Source organism: Sphingobium rhizovicinum, from assembly GCF_042647625.1.
GTDB lineage: Bacteria > Pseudomonadota > Alphaproteobacteria > Sphingomonadales > Sphingomonadaceae > Sphingobium > Sphingobium rhizovicinum.
The window spans coordinates 749389-767031 of sequence record NZ_JBHRVU010000004.1 but is presented as its reverse complement, the minus strand read 5'-3'; the positions used below and the strand labels follow the sequence as shown (position 1 = coordinate 767031).

Here is a 17643-nt window from a genome sequence, read left to right as displayed (position 1 = left end):
TGCGAAGTTAAGCCCGACCTGTCCTACTGACCCGCCTTACTGGCCAGCCAGCGCGTCCATGATCTGGCGCACCGGGCTGATGTCATAACCGGCCGCCGCCGCCTGCGCCGCCAGCACATCACCATTGTCACCGGCCCGCGCCCGGGTCAGCGCCCACAGCAATGTGCTGCGCGTGCCCGACCGGCAATAGGCCAGAACCTTGCCATCCCCAGCCTGCTCCAGCGCGCCGGCCATGCCGTCCAGCTGCCACGGGGCAAAGCCGCCATGGGCGACCGGCACCGCGACATAGGCGATGCCCGCTTCCTTCGCCGCCGCCTCGATCTCTGCGCCATTGACCTGCCCCGGCTCTTCATCGTCGGGCCGGTTGTTGATGATGACGGTCACGCCCTGCGCCTTGGCCTCAGCGACCTGATCGACGCTGATCTGCGGGGCAACAAGGATGCGGTCGGTAAGCTTGCGGAACATGGGCGTCTCCTTTGCCGCGAGCCATGCGCCACAGCGGATCAGGATTCAAGTCACAGCACCGTGCTCCTGCGAAAGCAGGAGCCCAGAGCGAAACGTCACGCCCTCGATCCTGGGCTCCTGCTTTCGCAGGAGCACGGACGAAAATCACAAAAACGGCCGGATCGCGCTCAGGAAAGCGTCGCCATAGGCGTCCAGCTTCTTCTGCCCGATCCCGCTGATATGGCTGAGTTCGCGAATACTGGACGGGCGCTGCTCGGCCATTTCCCGCAGCGTCGAATCATGGAAGATGACATAGGGCGGCACCCCCTGATCCTGCGCCAGTTCGCGGCGACAGGCCCTCAGCGCGTCGAACAGCGGATCGCCGACCGGATTGGCATCCGCGCCATTGCGGGCACTGCGCTTGCGCCGTTCCCGCTTGGGCGGCATCAGGATGCGTACCTCTTCCTCACCGCGCAGGATCGGCCGGGCGTTCGGCCCCAGCATCAGCCCGCCATGCTCCGTCGTCTCCAGCGCATCGCGCACCAGCAGCGCGCGGGATACCGGCCGCAGCAGCGCCGTCTCCTCCCCGTCGACAATGCCATAGACGGAGATTTTGTCATGCCCGCGCTCGCGGATCTTGTCGGTCGTCGCCCCGCTCAGCACCTGCTCGATATGGCCCGCGCCGAAACTCTGCCCGGTGCGATAGACCGCCGACAGATATTTGCGCGCCGTCTCGGTCGCGTCGACACTGGCCGGCGGGCTCAGGCAATTGTCGCAATTGCCGCAGGTCGGCGCAGGATCTTCGCCAAAATGCCGCAGCAATATCGCCCGCCTGCAGGTCGCCGTCTCCACCAGCGCGCCCAGCGCCGATATCCGCGCCCGCTCGCCCTGCTGGCGCGCCGGCTCCAGTTCGGCGATGCGCATCCGGGCGCGGGCGAAATCCTCCGCCCCCCAGAAGAGATGCGCCACCGCCGGTTCGCCATCGCGCCCCGCACGCCCCGATTCCTGATAATAGCCCTCGATCGACTTGGGCAGGCCGGCATGGGCCACAAAGCGCACGTCCGGCTTGTCGATCCCCATGCCGAAGGCGACGGTGGCCACCATCACCATATCTTCGCTGGCGATGAAGGCGGCCTGATTGCGCGCGCGCACTGCCGGGTCCATCCCGGCATGATAGGCCAGCACCGGGCGGCCACCCCGCCCCAGCGTCTCCGCCAGCTTCTCGGTCGCCGCGCGGGTCTGGGCATAGACGACGCCCGGCCCCTTTTCGCTCAGCATCAGATCGGCCAGCTGCCGCGACAGCCCGTCGCGCGGATGCACCGCATAGCGGATATTGGGCCGGTCGAAGCCCGAAATGATCAGCCCATCGTCGGGAATGCCAAGCTGGACGAGAATGTCCTTGCGCGTATGCGCATCCGCCGTCGCGGTCAGCGCCAGCCGCGGCACATCGGGAAATTCGTCCAGCAACGGCCGCAGCAGCCGATAGTCCGGGCGGAAATCATGCCCCCATTCGGACACGCAATGCGCTTCGTCGATCGCGAACAGCGCGACCTTCGTAGAGCGCAGCAGGTTGCGGAAATTCTCCTGGCTCGCCCGTTCCGGCGCGACATAGAGCAGGTCCAGTTCGCCGCTCCGCAACCGGTCCTGCGTCTCGCGCCAGTCCGCATCCACGCTGGTCAGGCTGGCGGCGCGCAGCCCCACCGCATTGGCCGCCCGCAACTGGTCATGCATCAGCGCGATCAGCGGCGACACGACCACGCAGCAGCCATCCAGCGCCGCGGCGGGCAATTGATAGCAGAGCGACTTGCCCGCGCCGGTCGGCATGATCGCCAGCGTCGGCTGCCCCGCCATGACGCGCCCCACCACCTGCTGCTGCACCCCGCGAAAGGCCGTGAAACCGAATATATCGTGCAGAAGCGTGGGAATGTCGCGCGCCATGGGGGTGGCCTTAGCGGCTAGTCGCCCAAGGGGCCAGCCTGTTGAGAAATGGATTGACGCTTCCTACTCCTCCCCGCCTGCGGGGAGGTGGCAGCCGCAGGCTGACGGAGGGGGCGGGCCATTATCCACAAGTTGCGTGGATGGCACACCCCCTCCACCACGCTACGCGCGGTCCCCCTCCCCGCAAGCGGGGAGGATTGAACCTTCTCAAACTCACCCCACCGGATCGAGCAGACACCCCCAGCCCGGCTTGAACCGCGCGGTGCGGCTGGCCAGCAGCGGCACGCTGGCGCGGACGGCGCGTTCCTCGGGCACATCGTTCAGGCGCACCATCGCCATGCCCGGCTCCTTGTCGTCGGCGCAGCTGCCCATGGCGCGCCCTTCGACATAGCGGCAGGAACAGCCCATCCGCGCGCCATAGGCCGCGCCCAGTTCCACGCGCGCACTCAGGCTCGCCCAGCGCCATGCCAGCACGCCCAGCAACGCCACGGCGACCAGCGCCACCAATATCCACCATTTCCGCCGAACCGCCATGGCTCTTTCCCACGCCTCCATGTAAGGGCGCCGGCTTATGCAGATTGACAGCCGAATCGTAAAGCGCCTTGGCCTTGGCGCAGGCATCGCCGCGCTTGTCGTGGCGGGCACGCTGGTCGGCCGCGCGCAGCAGCCCCCGATCCGGTCTACAGCGTCGCGTCGGACGCCGTCGTCGGCGCCAGCGCGCTGCGCGGTGCGATCGACCCGCTGTTCGATGACAAGGCGATGGGCCAGACCCGCGCGCTGCTGGTGATGCGCGATGGCAAGGTGATTGCCGAACGCTATGCTCCCGGCTTCGGCCCCGACACGAAATTGCTGTCCTGGTCCATGGCCAAGACGGTAACGTCGGTGCTGGTGGGCCTCATGGTGTCGGACGGGCGGCTGGCGCTCGACGCGCCGGTGCCGGTTGCAGCCTGGAGCCAGCCGGGCGACCCGCGCGGCCGGATCACCCTGCGCCAGTTGCTGACGATGAGTTCAGGCCTCGACCATGTCGAAGACGGCGAACCGATCATGAATGGCGATACGGTGCGCATGCTCTTTGCCGATGGCGCGCAGGACATGGCCGCCTATGCCGAATCCAAGCCGCTGGCCCATGCGCCGGGCGAGGAATTCGCCTATTCCACCGGCAGCAGCATGATCCTGTCCGACCTGATGACGCGGATGCTGACCAACAGCCCGCACCCCGATGTGCGCCGGCGGGCGATGCAGATGTTCATCGACGGGCGGCTGAAGGCGCCGGGCAACCTGCCCAGCCTGACGGCGGAATATGACGCCAACGGCACGATGATCGGCGGCAGCATCCTGCATATGACCGCGCGGGATTATGGCCGGTTCGGCGACCTGCTACGCCGCCGGGGCCGATCGCCCAGCGGGCATCAGATATTGCCGGAAAAATGGATCGACCTGATGACCACCCCGTCGGCGCGCAACGCCGCCTATGGGCTGCACATCTGGCTCAACCGCGACAGCAGCGAAAGCGCGCTAATGCCGGGGCAGGCCCCCGCCAGCCTGTTCGGCTGCGTCGGCCATAATGGCCAATATATCCTGATTTCCCCGTCCCAGCGGCTGACGGTAGTGCGGATCGGCATGTCCCCCGACAAGGACCAGCGCCGCGCGGTGCGCGGGGCGCTGGCCAGGCTGATCGGGCTGTTTCCGGGGTAGAGCGCGCCCTCTCCCAATAGACCCCGTTCGCCCTGAGCCTGTCGAAGGGCTGCACTTCTTAAAGAGCAGGGCAGGTTAAAGAGCAGGGCAGGGCTTCGACAGGCTCAGCCCGAACGGGTCATAGGTAAAGCAAAATACCCTATAAGGAAAACCGCCCCTCGATCACCGTGCGGCAAGCCCCCGTCAGGATGACGCGATCGCCCTCCAGCGTGCAGCCCAGCCAGCCGCCCCGCGCCGAGGCCTGATAAGCGCGCAGGCGCGCCTTCCCCAGCCGTTCCGCCCAGACCGGCGTCAGTAGGCAATGGGCCGATCCGGTCACGGGGTCTTCGTCAATCCCGCCGCCCGGCACGAAGGCCCGGCTGACGATATCGCTGCCCTCACCCGGCGCACTGGCCATCAACAACAGGTCGCCATGCGCCTTGAGAGCCGCGAAATCGGGCGCAAGCGCCCGGATCGCCGCTTCGTCACGATAGAGAAACAGCGCGTATCCGCCATCGCGCCAATAGGATTCGACCGGCTCCCCGCCCAGCCCTGCGGCCAGTTCCGGCATCGCCTTCTCCACCATGCTCCACGCGGGCAGAGACAGCATATAGCCTTCGCCATCGCGCGCCACGGTCAGCACGCCAGCATGGCGGGTGCGAAACCGCACCGCATCCCGGTCGCCGATCAGCACATGGCCGCTCGCCAGCGTGGCATGGCCGCACAGCTTCACCTCCACCGCCGGGGTAAACCAGCGCAGCGCATAATCCGCCTCCGGATCGTCGGGCGTCGCCACGGTGAAAGCGGTTTCGGACAGGTTGTTCTCGGCCGCGATCGCCTGAAGCGTGGCGTCGCCCAGCCAGGCGTCGAGCGGCATGACGGCGGCGGGATTGCCGGTGAAGGGCGCGTCGGCAAAGGCGTCGACCTGGGTGAAGGGCAGACTGGTCATGGGTATATCCTCATCATTTGCGCCCTGATGCCGGGCCTGCACCGCCGCGAACAGGGCCGCCCCCGCCGGATTGGCTTTCACCCCAGCAGCACCAGCGCGCTGCACACCGCCAGCCCCACGACGATATTGATCGGCACCCCGATCCGCACGAAATCGGCAAAGCGATAATCCCCCGCCGCATAGACCAGCGCATTGGTCTGATAGCCGATCGGCGTCGCGAAACAGGCCGACGCGCCGATCATCAGCGCAATCACCAGCGGGCGGGCATCGACGCCCAACTGATGCGCCAGCGCGATCGTGATCGGCGTCAGCAGCGCCGCCACCGCATTGTTGCTGAGCAGTTCGGACAGGATCAACGCGGCGAAATAGACGATGAAGACCAAAGACCATGCCGGCGCGATTTCCATCAGCGGCGTGATCCACCCGACCATCAGCGCCACGCTGCCCGCCTGCTCCAGCGCCAGCCCCACCGCCAGCATGGCGAAGATCAGGATCAGCGTGTCGCCATCGATCGCGCCCCATGCCTCCTCCGGGTCGATGCAGCGCGTGACGAGGATCAGGCCCACGGCGATGACGGCGGCCAGACCGATGCCGACCACATCGAAGGCCGACAGCAGCACCGCGCCGGCCATAGCCGCGATGGCGATCCATGCCTTGCGCGGGCGAAAGGCGCGGTGCGGCTGACATCGACACCGATCAGATGGGGATTGTCTTTCAGCGCGCGCATCGCATCACCCCCGCCCGCCACCAGCAGCCGGTCCGCGCCGCGAATCCGCGTATCGGCCAAATCGGGACCGGGCAAATGACGCGCCCGATGAATGCCGATGATCCGCACCCGCAGCGCGTGGAGAAAGGGAATGTCGAGCAGCCGCTCCCCGATCGAGGGATGGCTGGGTGCGATCATCGCCTCGACCACGCGCCCCTCCTGCGAACTGGTGCGGGAATCGGCCGCGACGCCCAGATCGAACCGGCCCGATTCGCGCAGCGTCATGATCGTCGCGCCATCGGCCCGCACGATCAGCCGGTCGCCCGAATGCAGCTCCTCATCTTCCAGCCCGGTCCGCCGCACCTCCCCCGCGCGCTTCAGGCCCAATAACTGCACCGACCGGCCAAACAGGCCCAGCGATCCGATCGGCTCGCCAATATCGTCACTCTCCTGCGGCACCACCAGTTCGGTCAGATAATCCTGCACCGCGCCGCCATCCTCGCCCGCGATCGAGGGCGGATCGCTGGGCAACAGGAAAGACAGACACAGCAGCGCGACAATGCCCGCCGCAGCGCCCGCAGCGCCATAGGGCGCAATGTCGAATATGCCGAAGCGGGCCATGCCCTGTTCGGCCGCGATGCCCGCGACCACCAGATTGGTCGATGTCCCACCAGCGTCAGGCACCCGCCCAGCACCGCCACCGTGTTCATGGGAATGAGCAGCTTCTTGACCGGATAGCCGGCCTGCGCCAGCTGAACATGATCGGGATCAGCAGCACACGACCACCGGCGTATTGTTGAGAAAGGCCGACAGCAGCAACGCGCCCAGCGCGACCTCCGCCAGCGCGATCCGGGGATGGCGCTGCGCCCGCGTCATGATCAGGTCCGCGACGCGGCTGATGACGCCCGTTCGGATCAGCGCGCCCGACAGCACGAACATCGCCCCCACCGTCAGCGGCGCGCTGTTGGAAAAGACCGAGAACATCGCCTTTTCATCCAGCAGGCCCAGCACGCCATAGGCGCACGCCCCGACCACCGCGACGACCGTGGGCGAATAGCGTTCGCGCACAAAGGCCACGAACATGCAGGCCAATATGATCAGCCCGATTTCCGCGCGATAGATGCCCAGCAGCGCGGTAATGAAATGCATCACCCCCCCCTGAAAGGTCGCGCAGTCGCGTCCCTGACGCCGGTGAAACGAAATGGGCCAGCCATGGTTGCATGGCTGGCCCGTGTCGCGGCTTTGAGGGGACGTTTTGACCGTCAGTCCGTGCTTTTTCATCGCAGGCTTTTGCAAGAAAAGCACTGCGCCGCACGGTGACGCTCCCCAGGCTTACGCTCTGCCGCTCGCCCTCCCGCGGGCGATGACCGTCATCTTATCGTAACAGGGGCGAGTCGTCTCGCCTATTCGGCGCCCCCCGCTTCGGTTCGGCGCGTCATTCGCCGCATTGGGCGCGGTGGAGCAGCTTCTGGTCGGCCAGCACCAGCGCCATCATCGCTTCGACCACCGGCACGCCGCGAATACCGACGCAGGGGTCATGCCGCCCCTTGGTGATGATCTCCGACGCCGCGCCTTCGCGGGTGACGGTTTCGACCGGGATCAGGATCGAACTGGTCGGCTTGAAGGCGACACGGATCTTGACCGGCTGGCCGGTGGAAATGCCCCCGGCGATGCCACCGGCATGGTTGGCCAGGAAGATCGGGCCTTCATTGCCCCCTTCCAGAGCCGGCCGCATGGGATCGGCATTCTGTTCGCCACGCAAGCGGGCGGCGGCGAAACCGTCGCCAATCTCGACGCCCTTGACCGCGTTGATGCTCATCATCGCGCTCGCCAGTTCGCTGTCCAGCTTGGCATAGAGCGGCGCGCCCCAGCCGGGGCACGCCCGATGCGACGCATTCCACCACCGCGCCCAGCGACGATCCGTCGAGGCGCGCGTCATCGACCAGCTTTTCCCAGCGATTGGCGGCATCCGCGTCCGGCAGAAAAAGGGATTCTGGCCGATCTGCGACGGATCGAAATTGGCATAGTCGATCGCATCGCCGCCGATTTCGCTGACATAGGCGAAGATGTCGACTTCCGGGATCACCAGTCGGGCGACCGCGCCGGCCGCCACGCGGCTGGCGGTTTCGCGCGCGGAAGAACGGCCGCCGCCGCGATAGTCGCGGAAACCATATTTGGCGTCATAGGCATAATCGGCATGGCCGGGCGATAGGCCTTGGCGACGTCCGAATAATCCTTCGATCGCTGGTCGGTATTTTCGATCATCAGGCTGATCGGCGTGCCGGTGGTGCGCCCTTCGAACACGCCCGACAAGATGCGCACTTCATCCGGCTCGCGCCGCTGGGTGGTGAATTTGGATGTGCCGGGCTTGCGCAGGTCCAGCCAGGGCTGAATGTCCGCTTCGGCCAGGTCCAGCCCGGAGGACAGCCATCCACCACCGCACCGATCGCGGGACCATGGCTTTCGCCCCATGTGCTGAAACGAAAGACGCGACCGAAACTGTTGAAACTCATTCTGCTGCTTCACTATCCCAATCGGATCCGAAACGCTGCGCCATATAGCGCAGACTGCCGAAGCGGCCGGCCAGCAGCCCTTCCACGGTCAGGTCGGCATCCAGTTCTTCCCAATGCAGGCCGAAACCGGCGCCTGCAATCTCGACCTGCTCCAGTTGTTCGGCGCGCGCCTGCTCCAATCCCTGCGCCAATGCGGCAGGAAAGGAAAAGGTGGCGCCGCTCACCAGATCGATCACGACATGACCGCTCGCCCGTCATATCGCGCCGCGCGCGCGCGCGGCTTGATCGCCAGATCATGCTCGCCACGCCGCACTGCTTCTTCGAACTGGGACTGGGTCAGTTCACCCATGAATCTCGCGCCACCTTTCGACCAGATAGTCCCGCTTTTCTCGCACAATATCGAGAGCGCGTCGACTCTCGCGCCGGTCGCCCCGACGATGCGAACCACCTGCGCCGCACCGTCATGCCCCAATAGCGCGATCTTCGTTTCTCCACCCCCAAACACATGAACATGCGGCGGCGGATGATCGTCCGTATAGATCACCACGCGAAGACCGCCTTCGCGCAGGACCGTCGGCACCGCCTTATTTGTCCAGCGCGATGTCGGGCGCGTCTTCGGCCTTCATGCCGATGACATTATAGCCCGCGTCGACATGGTGGATTTCGCCGGTCACGCCCGCCGCCAGATCGGACAGCAGATACAGGCCCGCGCCGCCGACATCGTCGATCGTCACGTTGCGGCGCAACGGCGAATTCAGTTCGTTCCACTTCAGGATATAGCGGAAGTCACCGATGCCGCTGGCCGCCAGCGTCTTGATCGGGCCAGCGGAAATGGCGTTGACGCGGATATTTTCCGGCCAAGGTCCATCGCCAGATATTTGACGCTGGTTTCCAGCGCCGCCTTGGCCACGCCCATGACATTATAGTGCGGGATGACCTTTTCCGCGCCATAATAGCTCAGCGTCAGCAGGCTGCCGCCTTCCTTCATCAGCTTGCGCGCGCGCGCCGCGACCGCGACGAAGCTGTAGACCGAAATATTCATGGTCATCAGGAAATTGTCGAGGCTGGTGTCGGCATAGAGGCCGCGCAGCTCATTCTTGTCGGAAAAACCGATCGCGTGGACGACAAAGTCCAGCTTGCCCCACGCGCTTCGATGTCGGCGAAGGCCGCGTCCAGCTTGTCCATGTCGGACACATCGCATTCGATCAGGAAGTCGGACCCCAGTTGCTCGGCCAGCGGCTTCACCCGCTTGGCCAGCGCATCGCCCTGATAGGCGAAGGCCAGTTCCGCGCCCTGCGCATGCAGTTGCTTGGCGATGCCCCAGGCCAGCGACTTGTCGTTGGCCAGGCCCATGATCAGCCCGCGCTTTCCTGTCATCAAGCCTGTCATATCGTCGTTCCGTTCCCTTTGTCCTGCATGTCGGCTGCCGCTTCCTCTTCGGGAATTCCGCCAGCGCCGCGTTCAATTCCGCGCCAATTACCACGCCAAGCCCAACGAAAAGAAAAAAATGAGGGTGATCATAACACCTGCCAAACTGCCATAGGTTCGGCCATAGCCGCCCAGCAGCGATAATGTCGGCGGCAACAGCATCGTCGTGCCATACCACCAGAGTGATGTCGCCACCGCGCCGGGCCATTTGGGGAAGCGGCGCGACTTGTAGGCGGTGGGTCAGCGCCACGAACAGCGACCAGAGCGCAATGCAGGTAATCCCCATCGGCACCAGCTTCGCCGAAGCGACCAGCCCGATCGCCTCATCCGCCCAGGGCAATATCTGGTGCAGGAACTGGTCGACGCCGGTAATCGCCACCTGCAACGAAAAGGCGAACATCACCGCAAAGACGCTGCCAGCGTGATGCCGATCGCGCCCAGCCGATAGCGCCAGAAAGGCTTGGTGCTCTTCGTGCCATAAGCGCGACGGAGAATGTCCCGGATCGTCTCAATGAGGCTGCCCACGGTCCACAGGCCGACAAGACCGCCGAGCCAGAGCAACGGCCCGGTGCGCGCGGTCAGCACTTCATTGATCGGCTGGCGCACCACATCGGCCACGCCGCGCGGGACGGTATAGAGAAAGGCGTTGACCGCCTGCACCCCATCTTCCGTGCGGCCAAAGATGCTCGCCACCGCCGCCGCGACGATGAAGAAGGGAACAACGTCATCAACGACAGATAGGCAAGGTTGCCTGCATGGATGAAGCCGTCGCTATAGGTGCCGACAGCCACGCGCTTCGCCACTTCAAAGACATGCGACCCCGGCCGCACCCGATCCATCTGGCGATGGAACTGCTCGCGCGCCTCCTGCGCCATATGGCGGCGCTGTTCGGGCGACAGGGGCGAAGGCATCGGCATGGCAGCCTAAACGCCTGCCGCCTGGTATAGGAGCAATAGTGCTCCTGCGGAAGCAGGAGCCCAGATGCAGGGGCACGCCGTTCGACCCTGGGCTCCTGCTTCCGCAGGAGCACAAGTTGTGGCTGCCGACGCACTAAACCCCTAGCGCCGCGCGTACTGCACGCCCATCGGCCCAGCCTTCGATAAAGGCCGTCAGGGCCGGATCGTCGGCCGGCACGTCGATCTGGAGCGTGACGAGCTGGTCGCCGCGCTGCCCGTCCTTGCCGGTAAAGCCCTTGCCGCGCAGGCGCAGCGTCTTGCCCGACGTCGCGCCCGGCGTCACGCCCAGCATCACCGGGCCGTCAACGGTCGGCACCTTGACCTTGCCGCCCTTGACCGCTTCGTCCAGCGTGATCGGCAGGTCCAGCAGCACATTGTCGCCATCCCGCCTGAAGAAGGGATGCGCCCTCACTTCTATGGTGACGATCGCGTCGCCCGCGCCGCCCGGCCCCGCCTGCCCCTTGCCCGTCAGGCGCATCTGCGTGCCGCTCTCCACCCCGGCGGGCAGTTTCAGGTCGATCGTCTTGCCATCCTGAAGCGTGATGCGCTGGGGCGCCAGCACCGCCGCGTCGACAAATTGCACCGCCAGCCGATAGGTGACGTTCGCGCCTTTTGCGGCGGCGCCTGCCGGCCGAAGCCGCCAAAACCGCCCCCGCCGCCCGCACGCCGCCCGGCCCCGCCGAACAAGCCTTCGAAAATATCGCCAAAATCCGCGCCGCCACTTTCAAAGCCGCCGCCGGGCTGGCCGCGAAAGCCGCCGCCACCCCCGCCGCCAAAGCCGAAGGGGGACGTCGGATTGCCGTCGCCGTCGATTTCGCCCCGGTCGAACCGGGCGCGCTTGTCCTTGTCGGACAGCAGGTCATAGGCGTTGGTCGCGGCGGAAAATTTCTCCGCCGCCTTGGGATTATCCTTGTTCCGGTCGGGATGCAGCTCTTTGGCCAGCTTGCGATAGGCGGACTTGATCTCCGCTTCGCTGGCGTTGCGGGCTACGCCCAGGGTGGAATAAGGATCGGCCATTCGTCTACCTGTTGCACAAAAGCATCACTTGCGGACTATGTGGACGATGCGGGGCGGACATTCAAGACGCAGATGCCATCGGGCTTCCCCGTATCGACACGCCTGCCCCCCGCGCTTAAAGAATGGGCATGACCGATCCCTTCGCGCTTTTCGACGAATGGTACGCGCAGGCGCGCGAAACCGAACCGAATGACAGCAACGCCATGGCGCTGGCCACGGCCGATGCACGGGGCCGGCCATCGGTGCGGATGGTGCTGCTCAAGGGCCATGGGCCAGGCGGTTTCATCTTCTACACCAATTTCGAAGGGCGCAAGGCGGGCGATCTGCTGGCCAATCCGCATGCCGCCCTGCTGTTCCACTGGAAATCGCTGCGGCGACAGATCCGCATCGAAGGATCGGTCGGCCGGGTCGATGACGCCACGGCCGACGCCTATTTCGCCACCCGTAGCCGCGACAGCCAGCTGGGCGCCTGGGCGTCGGACCAGTCGCGGCCCTTGCCCGACCGGCAGACATTCATGGACCGTTTCGACGCGGTCAGCGCCCGTTTTGCAGGCGGCCCGGTGCCGCGCCCGCCCCACTGGTCGGGTTTCCGCCTGACCCCTGACCGGATCGAATTCTGGCAGGATCGGGAGCATCGGCTGCATGAACGCCGCCTGTTCGAACCCACGCCCGATGGCTGGGCCGAAGGCCTGCTCTATCCCTGACAATTGCCGTTAGCGTCGGCGCGCTTCCAAAAAATGGCAGGCGGAAAGACAGGTCTGCTTCGTCTTTCCAACAGAGGCTTGGGTCGCGCGCCGATTGCGGGTGGCCGGCCGCCTGTTAGGTGTCGGCCTGACAGATGTACAATAGGTGGGGCTTGCCATGCGCGGCCCATGAGGAATTTGATGCGAAACAGACTGACGGCCTTCATCCTCATCGGCATGGTGCTGGGGGTGCTCACGGGCTTCGTGGCCAATCAGATGATCGGTGGCGACGCCACGCTGGCGAAGGATGTGGCGGGTTATTTCCACCTGCTGGCGGATATTTTCCTTCACCTTATCAAGATGATCATCGCCCCGCTGGTGTTTTCGACGCTGGTTGCGGGCATCGCCCATATGGGCGACAGCGCGGCGCTGGGGCGGATCGGCGGGCGCGCGCTCGCCTGGTTCATCATCGCCAGCCTCATTTCGCTGACGCTGGGCCTGATCTTCGTCAATTTCTTTGAACCCGGCGCCGGCCTCAACCTGGTCCGGTCGGGCGCGGATTCGGGCGTCAGCACCGAAGGGCTCAATTTCCGCGACTTCATCCTGCATGTCTTCCCCACATCGATGATCGGGGCGATGGCGGATAACCAGATCCTCCAGATCGTCGTCTTCTCGCTGTTCGTGGGCGTCGCGCTGACCGCCATCGGCGACAAGGGCAAGCCGATCATCACCGTCATCGAATCGATGGTCGAACTGATGTTGCAGGTGACGGGCTATGTCATGCGCGTCGCCCCCTTCGCGGTGTTCGGCGCGCTGGCCTCGTCGGTTACGGTGCAGGGGCTGGGCGTGCTCAAGACATATGGCGCGCTGGTCGGCGAATTTTACATCGCCCTTTTCTGCCTGTGGCTGCTGCTGTTCGGCGCAGGCGCCATCTTCCTGGGCAAGCGGATGGTGAAGCTGATCCGCTACGTGCGCGAACCGCTGCTGATCGCCTTCTCGACCGCCTCGTCGGAAGCCGCCTATCCCAAGATGCTGGAACAGCTCGACCGGTTCGGCATTCCGCGCCGCATCTACAGCTTCGTGCTGCCGCTCGGCTACAGCTTCAACCTCGACGGGTCGATGATGTACTCGACCTTCGCCACCATCTTCATCGCCCAGGCCTATGGCATCGACCTGCCGATCGCGACGCAGATCACGATCCTGCTGGTGCTGATGGTGACGAGCAAGGGCATCGCCGCCGTGCCGCGGGCATCGCTGGTGGTGGTTGCCGCCACGCTGGGCCAATTCGACCTGCCGGTCGAGGGCGTGGCCTTCATTCTGGCGGTCGATCATTTCATGGACATGGGCCGCACCGCCACCAACGTGCTGGGCAACGCCATCGCCACATCGGTCATCACCAAATGGGAAGGCATGCTGGAGGTCGAGGAGGATATCGACGTTCCCCATCCCAAGGCGCCGTCCCATACCGCCGCGCACGGCCGCGCCGGGCTGGAGCTGGCGTCCGACATGGTGGACGAAAATCGGAAGGGCTGACGGCCGCCCTTCCCCTGACATGAAAAGAGCCTCCGTTCCCATCGAACGAAGGCTCTTTTTCTTTCACCACAGCACGCCGCGGACCGGCTTGACCGGATCGGGCGCGGGATCGCCAATCGATTGCAGCAGGTCGATCTCGATCGTGCGGCACATGGCGGTCAGCGGCACGTCATGCACGCTGTCGGCAAAAGGATCGGTCAGGTCGTCGCCGATCCGCAGCACCGCCATGAACATCAGGCCCGCGACCGTCGATCCCAACGGAGTCGCAAAACCCAGCGATTCCACCAGGCCGATGGGCAGCAATATGCAGAACAAATGGGTGAAGGCGGTCGGGATGAAGCGATATTGGAACGGCAGCGGCGTATTCTTCAGCCGCTCCATGCCACCCTGCGCATTGGCGATGTCGACCAGCACCCGCTCCATCTGCGCCTGCTGGATGGTGTCGATCCAGCCTTCCTGCCGCGCCATGTCGATCCGCCGGCCCGTGCTGTCGAGCAGACCGTTGGCCGGATTGGACCGGGCCAACGCATGGGTCTTGTCCCGTTCCAGCAGGAATTTCGTAACCTGATCGTCGATCGGCTGACGGCGCAACTGATACCGCAGCGCGTTCACATAGGCGATCTGGCGCTTCACGATTTCGCGTTTCATGTCTCTTGCCTGCGGATCTGGCAGGAAATTGCGCGTGGCGCGCGACAGGCTGCGCGACGCATTGATCATCGCCCCCCACAAGGTCCGCGCCTCCCACCAGCGCTGATAGGCGCTGTTGGATCGAAACCCCAGAAACAGCGCCAGCGCCGAACCAAAGATGGTCAGCGGCAGCGAGGGCGCCTTGAAGGGCAGAAGATAATAGGCAATCGTGACCGCGCAGTCCCACACGAACAGGGCAGTGAGCGGCTTCCATATTTCGGACGCTATCCGACGCATACTGGGGACGGCATCGACGATCATGCAAAACTCCTGATGATGAACCGCAGCAACGCCTAATGGCCCGCAAATGCTCCCTTGATGCCATAGCGAAACGAAACATTGCTGCGACTGCAACCTGCGCAGTTGTGGGTCGTTAAACAACAATCCAGCGGGAGGCGGGCATGACGAACGAAGCGACTGACGCAGGCGAGAAGAAGGCGGCGCTCTCGCTTCAATGGCAGATGCTGGCCGGGTTCCTGACCGGACTGATCGTGGGTCTCATCGTCTATATGACCGCGCCCGACGCACGCTGGGTCGATAGCGTCACCACCTATGTCACCGGCCCAATCGGGCAGATATTCCTGCGGCTGCTATTCATGCTGGTCATTCCGCTGCTGGTGTCGGCGCTGATCGTGGGCATCGCGGAAATGGGCGAATTGCGCTCGCTGCGGCGCGTGGGCGTGCGGACATTGGTCTACACGCTGATCGTGTCAGGCATCGCCGTGGCGGTCAGCCTGTTGCTGGTCAATCTGCTGCGGCCCGGCGGCGGCGTCGATCCCGCCCAGGCGCAGGCGCTGCTGGCCGACGCCGGTCAGGGCGCGAAGGCGATCCTCGACCGCGGCGGCGAAACGCCGTCGGGCATGGAGGCGCTGCTGAACATCATTCCGCAGAACATCGTCCGCGCCATGGCGGACAATGACATATTGGCGGTGATGGTCTTCGCCCTCTTCTTCGGCATTGGCCTCGTGCTGGTGCAGACGAAGGAAACCCAATTGCTGCTGAGCGCGATGGAGGGCCTGTTCGAAGTCACGATGCGGCTGATGGGCATTGTCATCCGCATCGCGCCGGTCGCCATCGCCTGCTTCATGTTCAATCTGGCCGCGCAATTCGGCTGGGATCTGCTGATCCGCCTGTCCGCCTATGTCGGCGTGGTGCTGCTGGCGCTCGGCCTCCAGATGTTCGGCGTCTATTCTCTACTGATCGCCTTTCTGGCGCGCCGGTCGCCGCTGCGCTTCTTCGCGGCCGTGCAGGAGGCGAGCGTCATGGCCTTCGCCACCGCCTCCTCCAACGCCACCCTGCCCACCGCCATTCGCGTGGCGGAGGATAATCTGCGCCTGCCGCGCCGCATCGCCCGCTTCGTCCTGACGATCGGGGCCACCGCCAACCAGAATGGCACCGCGATGTTCGAAGGCATCACGGTCATCTTCCTCGCCCAGTTCTTCGGCGTCGACCTCTCGCTCAGCCAGCAATTGATGGTGATGCTGGTGTGCATCCTGGGCGGCGTGGGCACGGCGGGCGTGCCGGCCGGGTCGCTGCCGGTGGTGGCCATGATCCTGGGCATGGTCGGCGTGCCGCCCGAAGGGATCGGACTGGTGCTGGGCGTCGACCGTTTCCTCGACATGTGCCGCACCGCGCTCAACGTCACCGGCGATCTGGTGGCCGCCACGGTCATATCGGCGGGTGAGGATGACGGGCGGCAGGCGGCGCAAGCATGATCGCGCGCATCGCCGCCGCAATCGTCGCGCTCACGGCGCTGGCGGGCCTTATCCTCCAGTTTCGCGTGACCCACGGACAGACCGGATCGGTCGGGGCGACGCTGTGGATCTTGCTCCGCTTCTTCACCATCCTCACCAATATGGCGGTGGCGCTGATTTTCTCGGCGCTGGCGGCCGGGCGGCCAGTGACGCCGCGCTGGACTGGCGGGATCATATTAGCGATCCTGCTGGTCGGCATCGTGGCCGCCACCCTGTTGCGCGGGCTGCTGCATCTTAACGGCGCGGCCCTGCTGGCCGACACATTGCTGCACAAGGCGGCGCCGATATTGGCGCTGCTTTGGTGGCTGGCCTTCGCGTGCAAGGGCGGCCTGCGCCGGTCCGATCCCTGGATATGGGCGCTATATCCGGCGCTTTACCTGCCCTATGCCCTGCTGCGCGGCATGGCAGAGGGCATCTATGCCTATCCCTTCATCAACGTCGCAAAGCTGGGCATCGCGCAGGTCGCGATCAACGCCCTGCTCATCGCGATCGGTTTCGTGCTGGCGGGCCATGCGCTGGTCTGGATCGACCGGCGGCTTAGCGGGCAGCCTTCGCGGCTTCGCCCCACCAGATAAGGCTCTTTGCAAAGCCGGCGAAACCGCGCTCCAGCGCCGCGCCGCCCTCCCCCTGCGGCTGCGCCTGTTCGTCCAGCGTCTGGCCGATCTGGCCCACGCTCAACCGCTCCGGCACGATGGCCATGCCCATGGCCGACAGCGTCACCGTCCAGTCGGCATGGCTGTTCACCCCGGCAAAGCGGCCCGCCGAATAGCTGGCGATGGCGGCCGGGCGGCGGTCAAACTCCTTAAGATAATGATCGACCAGATTTTTAAGGCCCGGCTGCATGCCCCGATTATATTCGCCCGCGACAAAGACGAAGGCATCGGCGGTGGACAAGCGATCGGCCAGTTGCGCCATGGCGGCAGGCGCCTGACCAGCGGGATAATCGCTATAGCGCAGGTCCAGCATGGGCAGGTCAACCGCCTTGGCGTCAACCAGCCGCGCCTTGTGGCCCAGCCCTTCGAAGCCCCGGACCAGATAATCGGCCAGACGAATGCCCAGCCGGCCGCGCCGATAGGAGCCGTAGAGGACGAGAATATCGAGCGCCATGCCAAGCTTTCCCCATGATGTCGGAAAGCTTGTCGCATCGGCGCCCGCAAACGTCCACTCTTACCGCAATTTGGCGATGTTCAGCCCGTCCTGCTTGGCGCGGGCCTTGGTCGACTCCTCGCTGCGGGTCAGCGCCTTGGCGATCGCCTTCAGCGCCATGCCCTTCTTGGCGAGCATATGCAGCTTCTGGATCTCCTCCTGAGTCCAGGGCTGTTTGTGCCGTTCGAAACGATCGCCTGCCATGAGTTTTTCCT

The 17643-nt window shown here is 65.1% G+C and carries 13 protein-coding genes and 6 pseudogenes; 5 read left to right on the top strand and 14 right to left on the bottom strand.

Annotated elements, in window-relative coordinates; translation table 11 throughout:
- Positions 1–36: 36 nt before the first annotated feature.
- From ACFOKF_RS05145 to ACFOKF_RS05135, 3 genes are all read right to left on the bottom strand, one after another.
- Entirely contained in the window at positions 37–465 is a 429-nt protein-coding gene (locus tag ACFOKF_RS05145; RefSeq protein WP_380793725.1) for a TIGR01244 family sulfur transferase, read from the bottom strand.
- A 144-nt stretch (positions 466–609) separates the two neighbouring features.
- Positions 610–2382, bottom strand: coding sequence for a DNA helicase RecQ (gene recQ / locus ACFOKF_RS05140; protein WP_380793723.1), 1773 nt, complete (start codon positions 2380–2382; stop codon positions 610–612).
- Positions 2383–2595: 213 nt separating this feature from the next.
- The gene (locus ACFOKF_RS05135; protein ID WP_380793721.1) at positions 2596–2916 is read right to left on the bottom strand and encodes a hypothetical protein; all 321 of its coding nucleotides are present in this window, start codon (positions 2914–2916) and stop codon (positions 2596–2598) included.
- Between the two features lie 37 nt (positions 2917–2953).
- Between ACFOKF_RS05135 and ACFOKF_RS05130 the strand changes: the two are divergent.
- Positions 2954–4077: pseudogene (locus ACFOKF_RS05130) on the top strand (serine hydrolase domain-containing protein).
- 139 nt (positions 4078–4216) lie between these two features.
- Here ACFOKF_RS05130 and ACFOKF_RS05125 read toward each other — a convergent pair.
- The 8 genes and pseudogenes from ACFOKF_RS05125 to ACFOKF_RS05090 all read right to left on the bottom strand — a co-directional run bounded on the left by ACFOKF_RS05125 (position 4217) and on the right by ACFOKF_RS05090 (position 11625).
- Positions 4217–5005 (bottom strand): PhzF family phenazine biosynthesis protein, encoded by a 789-nt coding sequence (locus tag ACFOKF_RS05125; RefSeq protein WP_380793719.1) that lies wholly within the window; start codon positions 5003–5005, stop codon positions 4217–4219.
- Between the two features lie 77 nt (positions 5006–5082).
- A pseudogene (locus ACFOKF_RS05120) lies at positions 5083–6860 on the bottom strand (SLC13 family permease).
- 286 nt (positions 6861–7146) lie between these two features.
- A pseudogene (gene aroC / locus ACFOKF_RS05115) lies at positions 7147–8224 on the bottom strand (chorismate synthase).
- Positions 8221–8460, bottom strand: a complete 240-nt coding sequence (locus tag ACFOKF_RS05110) for a DUF2442 domain-containing protein (protein ID WP_380793717.1) — start codon at positions 8458–8460, stop codon at positions 8221–8223. The pseudogene aroC and the gene ACFOKF_RS05110 overlap by 4 nt, the downstream one beginning before the upstream one ends.
- Positions 8457–8771, bottom strand: a complete 315-nt coding sequence (locus tag ACFOKF_RS05105) for a DUF4160 domain-containing protein (protein WP_380793715.1) — start codon at positions 8769–8771, stop codon at positions 8457–8459. The genes ACFOKF_RS05110 and ACFOKF_RS05105 overlap by 4 nt, the downstream gene beginning before the upstream one ends.
- A gap of 37 nt (positions 8772–8808) precedes the next feature.
- Positions 8809–9577, bottom strand: a pseudogene (fabI, locus tag ACFOKF_RS05100) (enoyl-ACP reductase FabI).
- 32 nt (positions 9578–9609) lie between these two features.
- Positions 9610–10569, bottom strand: a pseudogene (locus ACFOKF_RS05095) (YihY/virulence factor BrkB family protein).
- A gap of 133 nt (positions 10570–10702) precedes the next feature.
- Positions 10703–11625 (bottom strand): annotated as a pseudogene (locus ACFOKF_RS05090) (DnaJ C-terminal domain-containing protein).
- Positions 11626–11753: 128 nt separating this feature from the next.
- Here ACFOKF_RS05090 and pdxH point away from each other — a divergent pair.
- The gene (pdxH, locus tag ACFOKF_RS05085; protein ID WP_380793713.1) at positions 11754–12329 is read left to right on the top strand and encodes a pyridoxamine 5'-phosphate oxidase; all 576 of its coding nucleotides are present in this window, start codon (positions 11754–11756) and stop codon (positions 12327–12329) included.
- Positions 12330–12509: 180 nt separating this feature from the next.
- A complete protein-coding gene (locus ACFOKF_RS05080; protein WP_380793711.1) occupies positions 12510–13841 on the top strand; it encodes a dicarboxylate/amino acid:cation symporter in 1332 nt (443 codons plus the stop codon).
- 63 nt (positions 13842–13904) lie between these two features.
- On the opposite strand, the gene ACFOKF_RS05075 is transcribed toward ACFOKF_RS05080, so the two are convergent.
- Complete coding sequence (locus tag ACFOKF_RS05075) at positions 13905–14789, bottom strand: bestrophin family protein (RefSeq protein WP_380793709.1); 885 nt, start codon at positions 14787–14789, stop codon at positions 13905–13907.
- Between the two features lie 140 nt (positions 14790–14929).
- On the opposite strand from ACFOKF_RS05075, the gene ACFOKF_RS05070 reads away from it, so the two are divergent.
- A complete protein-coding gene (locus ACFOKF_RS05070) occupies positions 14930–16243 on the top strand; it encodes a dicarboxylate/amino acid:cation symporter (protein ID WP_380793707.1) in 1314 nt (437 codons plus the stop codon).
- On the top strand, positions 16240–16857 hold the full coding sequence (locus tag ACFOKF_RS05065; protein ID WP_380793705.1) for a Pr6Pr family membrane protein: 618 nt from the start codon (positions 16240–16242) through the stop codon (positions 16855–16857). The genes ACFOKF_RS05070 and ACFOKF_RS05065 overlap by 4 nt, the downstream gene beginning before the upstream one ends.
- Here the strand turns inward: ACFOKF_RS05065 and ACFOKF_RS05060 are convergent.
- A complete protein-coding gene (locus ACFOKF_RS05060; protein WP_380793703.1) occupies positions 16820–17389 on the bottom strand; it encodes an NADPH-dependent FMN reductase in 570 nt (189 codons plus the stop codon). The genes ACFOKF_RS05065 and ACFOKF_RS05060 overlap by 38 nt on opposite strands.
- 60 nt (positions 17390–17449) lie before the next feature.
- Positions 17450–17632 carry a hypothetical protein gene (locus ACFOKF_RS05055; RefSeq protein WP_380793701.1) on the bottom strand — a complete coding sequence of 61 codons (183 nt, stop codon included), beginning with the start codon at positions 17630–17632 and terminating at the stop codon, positions 17450–17452.
- Positions 17633–17643 lie beyond the last annotated feature (11 nt).

Coding starts and splice junctions, on each gene's coding strand:
- ACFOKF_RS05080 (WP_380793711.1), top strand. CDS start 12,510: ATGCGAAACAGACTGACGGCCTTCATCCTCATCGGCATGGTGCTGGGG.
- ACFOKF_RS05070 (WP_380793707.1), top strand. CDS start 14,930: ATGACGAACGAAGCGACTGACGCAGGCGAGAAGAAGGCGGCGCTCTCG.
- ACFOKF_RS05075 (WP_380793709.1), bottom strand. CDS start 14,789: ATGATCGTCGATGCCGTCCCCAGTATGCGTCGGATAGCGTCCGAAATA.
- ACFOKF_RS05135 (WP_380793721.1), bottom strand. CDS start 2,916: ATGGCGGTTCGGCGGAAATGGTGGATATTGGTGGCGCTGGTCGCCGTG.
- pdxH (WP_380793713.1), top strand. CDS start 11,754: ATGACCGATCCCTTCGCGCTTTTCGACGAATGGTACGCGCAGGCGCGC.
- ACFOKF_RS05060 (WP_380793703.1), bottom strand. CDS start 17,389: ATGGCGCTCGATATTCTCGTCCTCTACGGCTCCTATCGGCGCGGCCGG.
- ACFOKF_RS05125 (WP_380793719.1), bottom strand. CDS start 5,005: ATGACCAGTCTGCCCTTCACCCAGGTCGACGCCTTTGCCGACGCGCCC.
- ACFOKF_RS05145 (WP_380793725.1), bottom strand. CDS start 465: ATGTTCCGCAAGCTTACCGACCGCATCCTTGTTGCCCCGCAGATCAGC.
- ACFOKF_RS05055 (WP_380793701.1), bottom strand. CDS start 17,632: ATGGCAGGCGATCGTTTCGAACGGCACAAACAGCCCTGGACTCAGGAG.
- recQ (WP_380793723.1), bottom strand. CDS start 2,382: ATGGCGCGCGACATTCCCACGCTTCTGCACGATATATTCGGTTTCACG.
- ACFOKF_RS05065 (WP_380793705.1), top strand. CDS start 16,240: ATGATCGCGCGCATCGCCGCCGCAATCGTCGCGCTCACGGCGCTGGCG.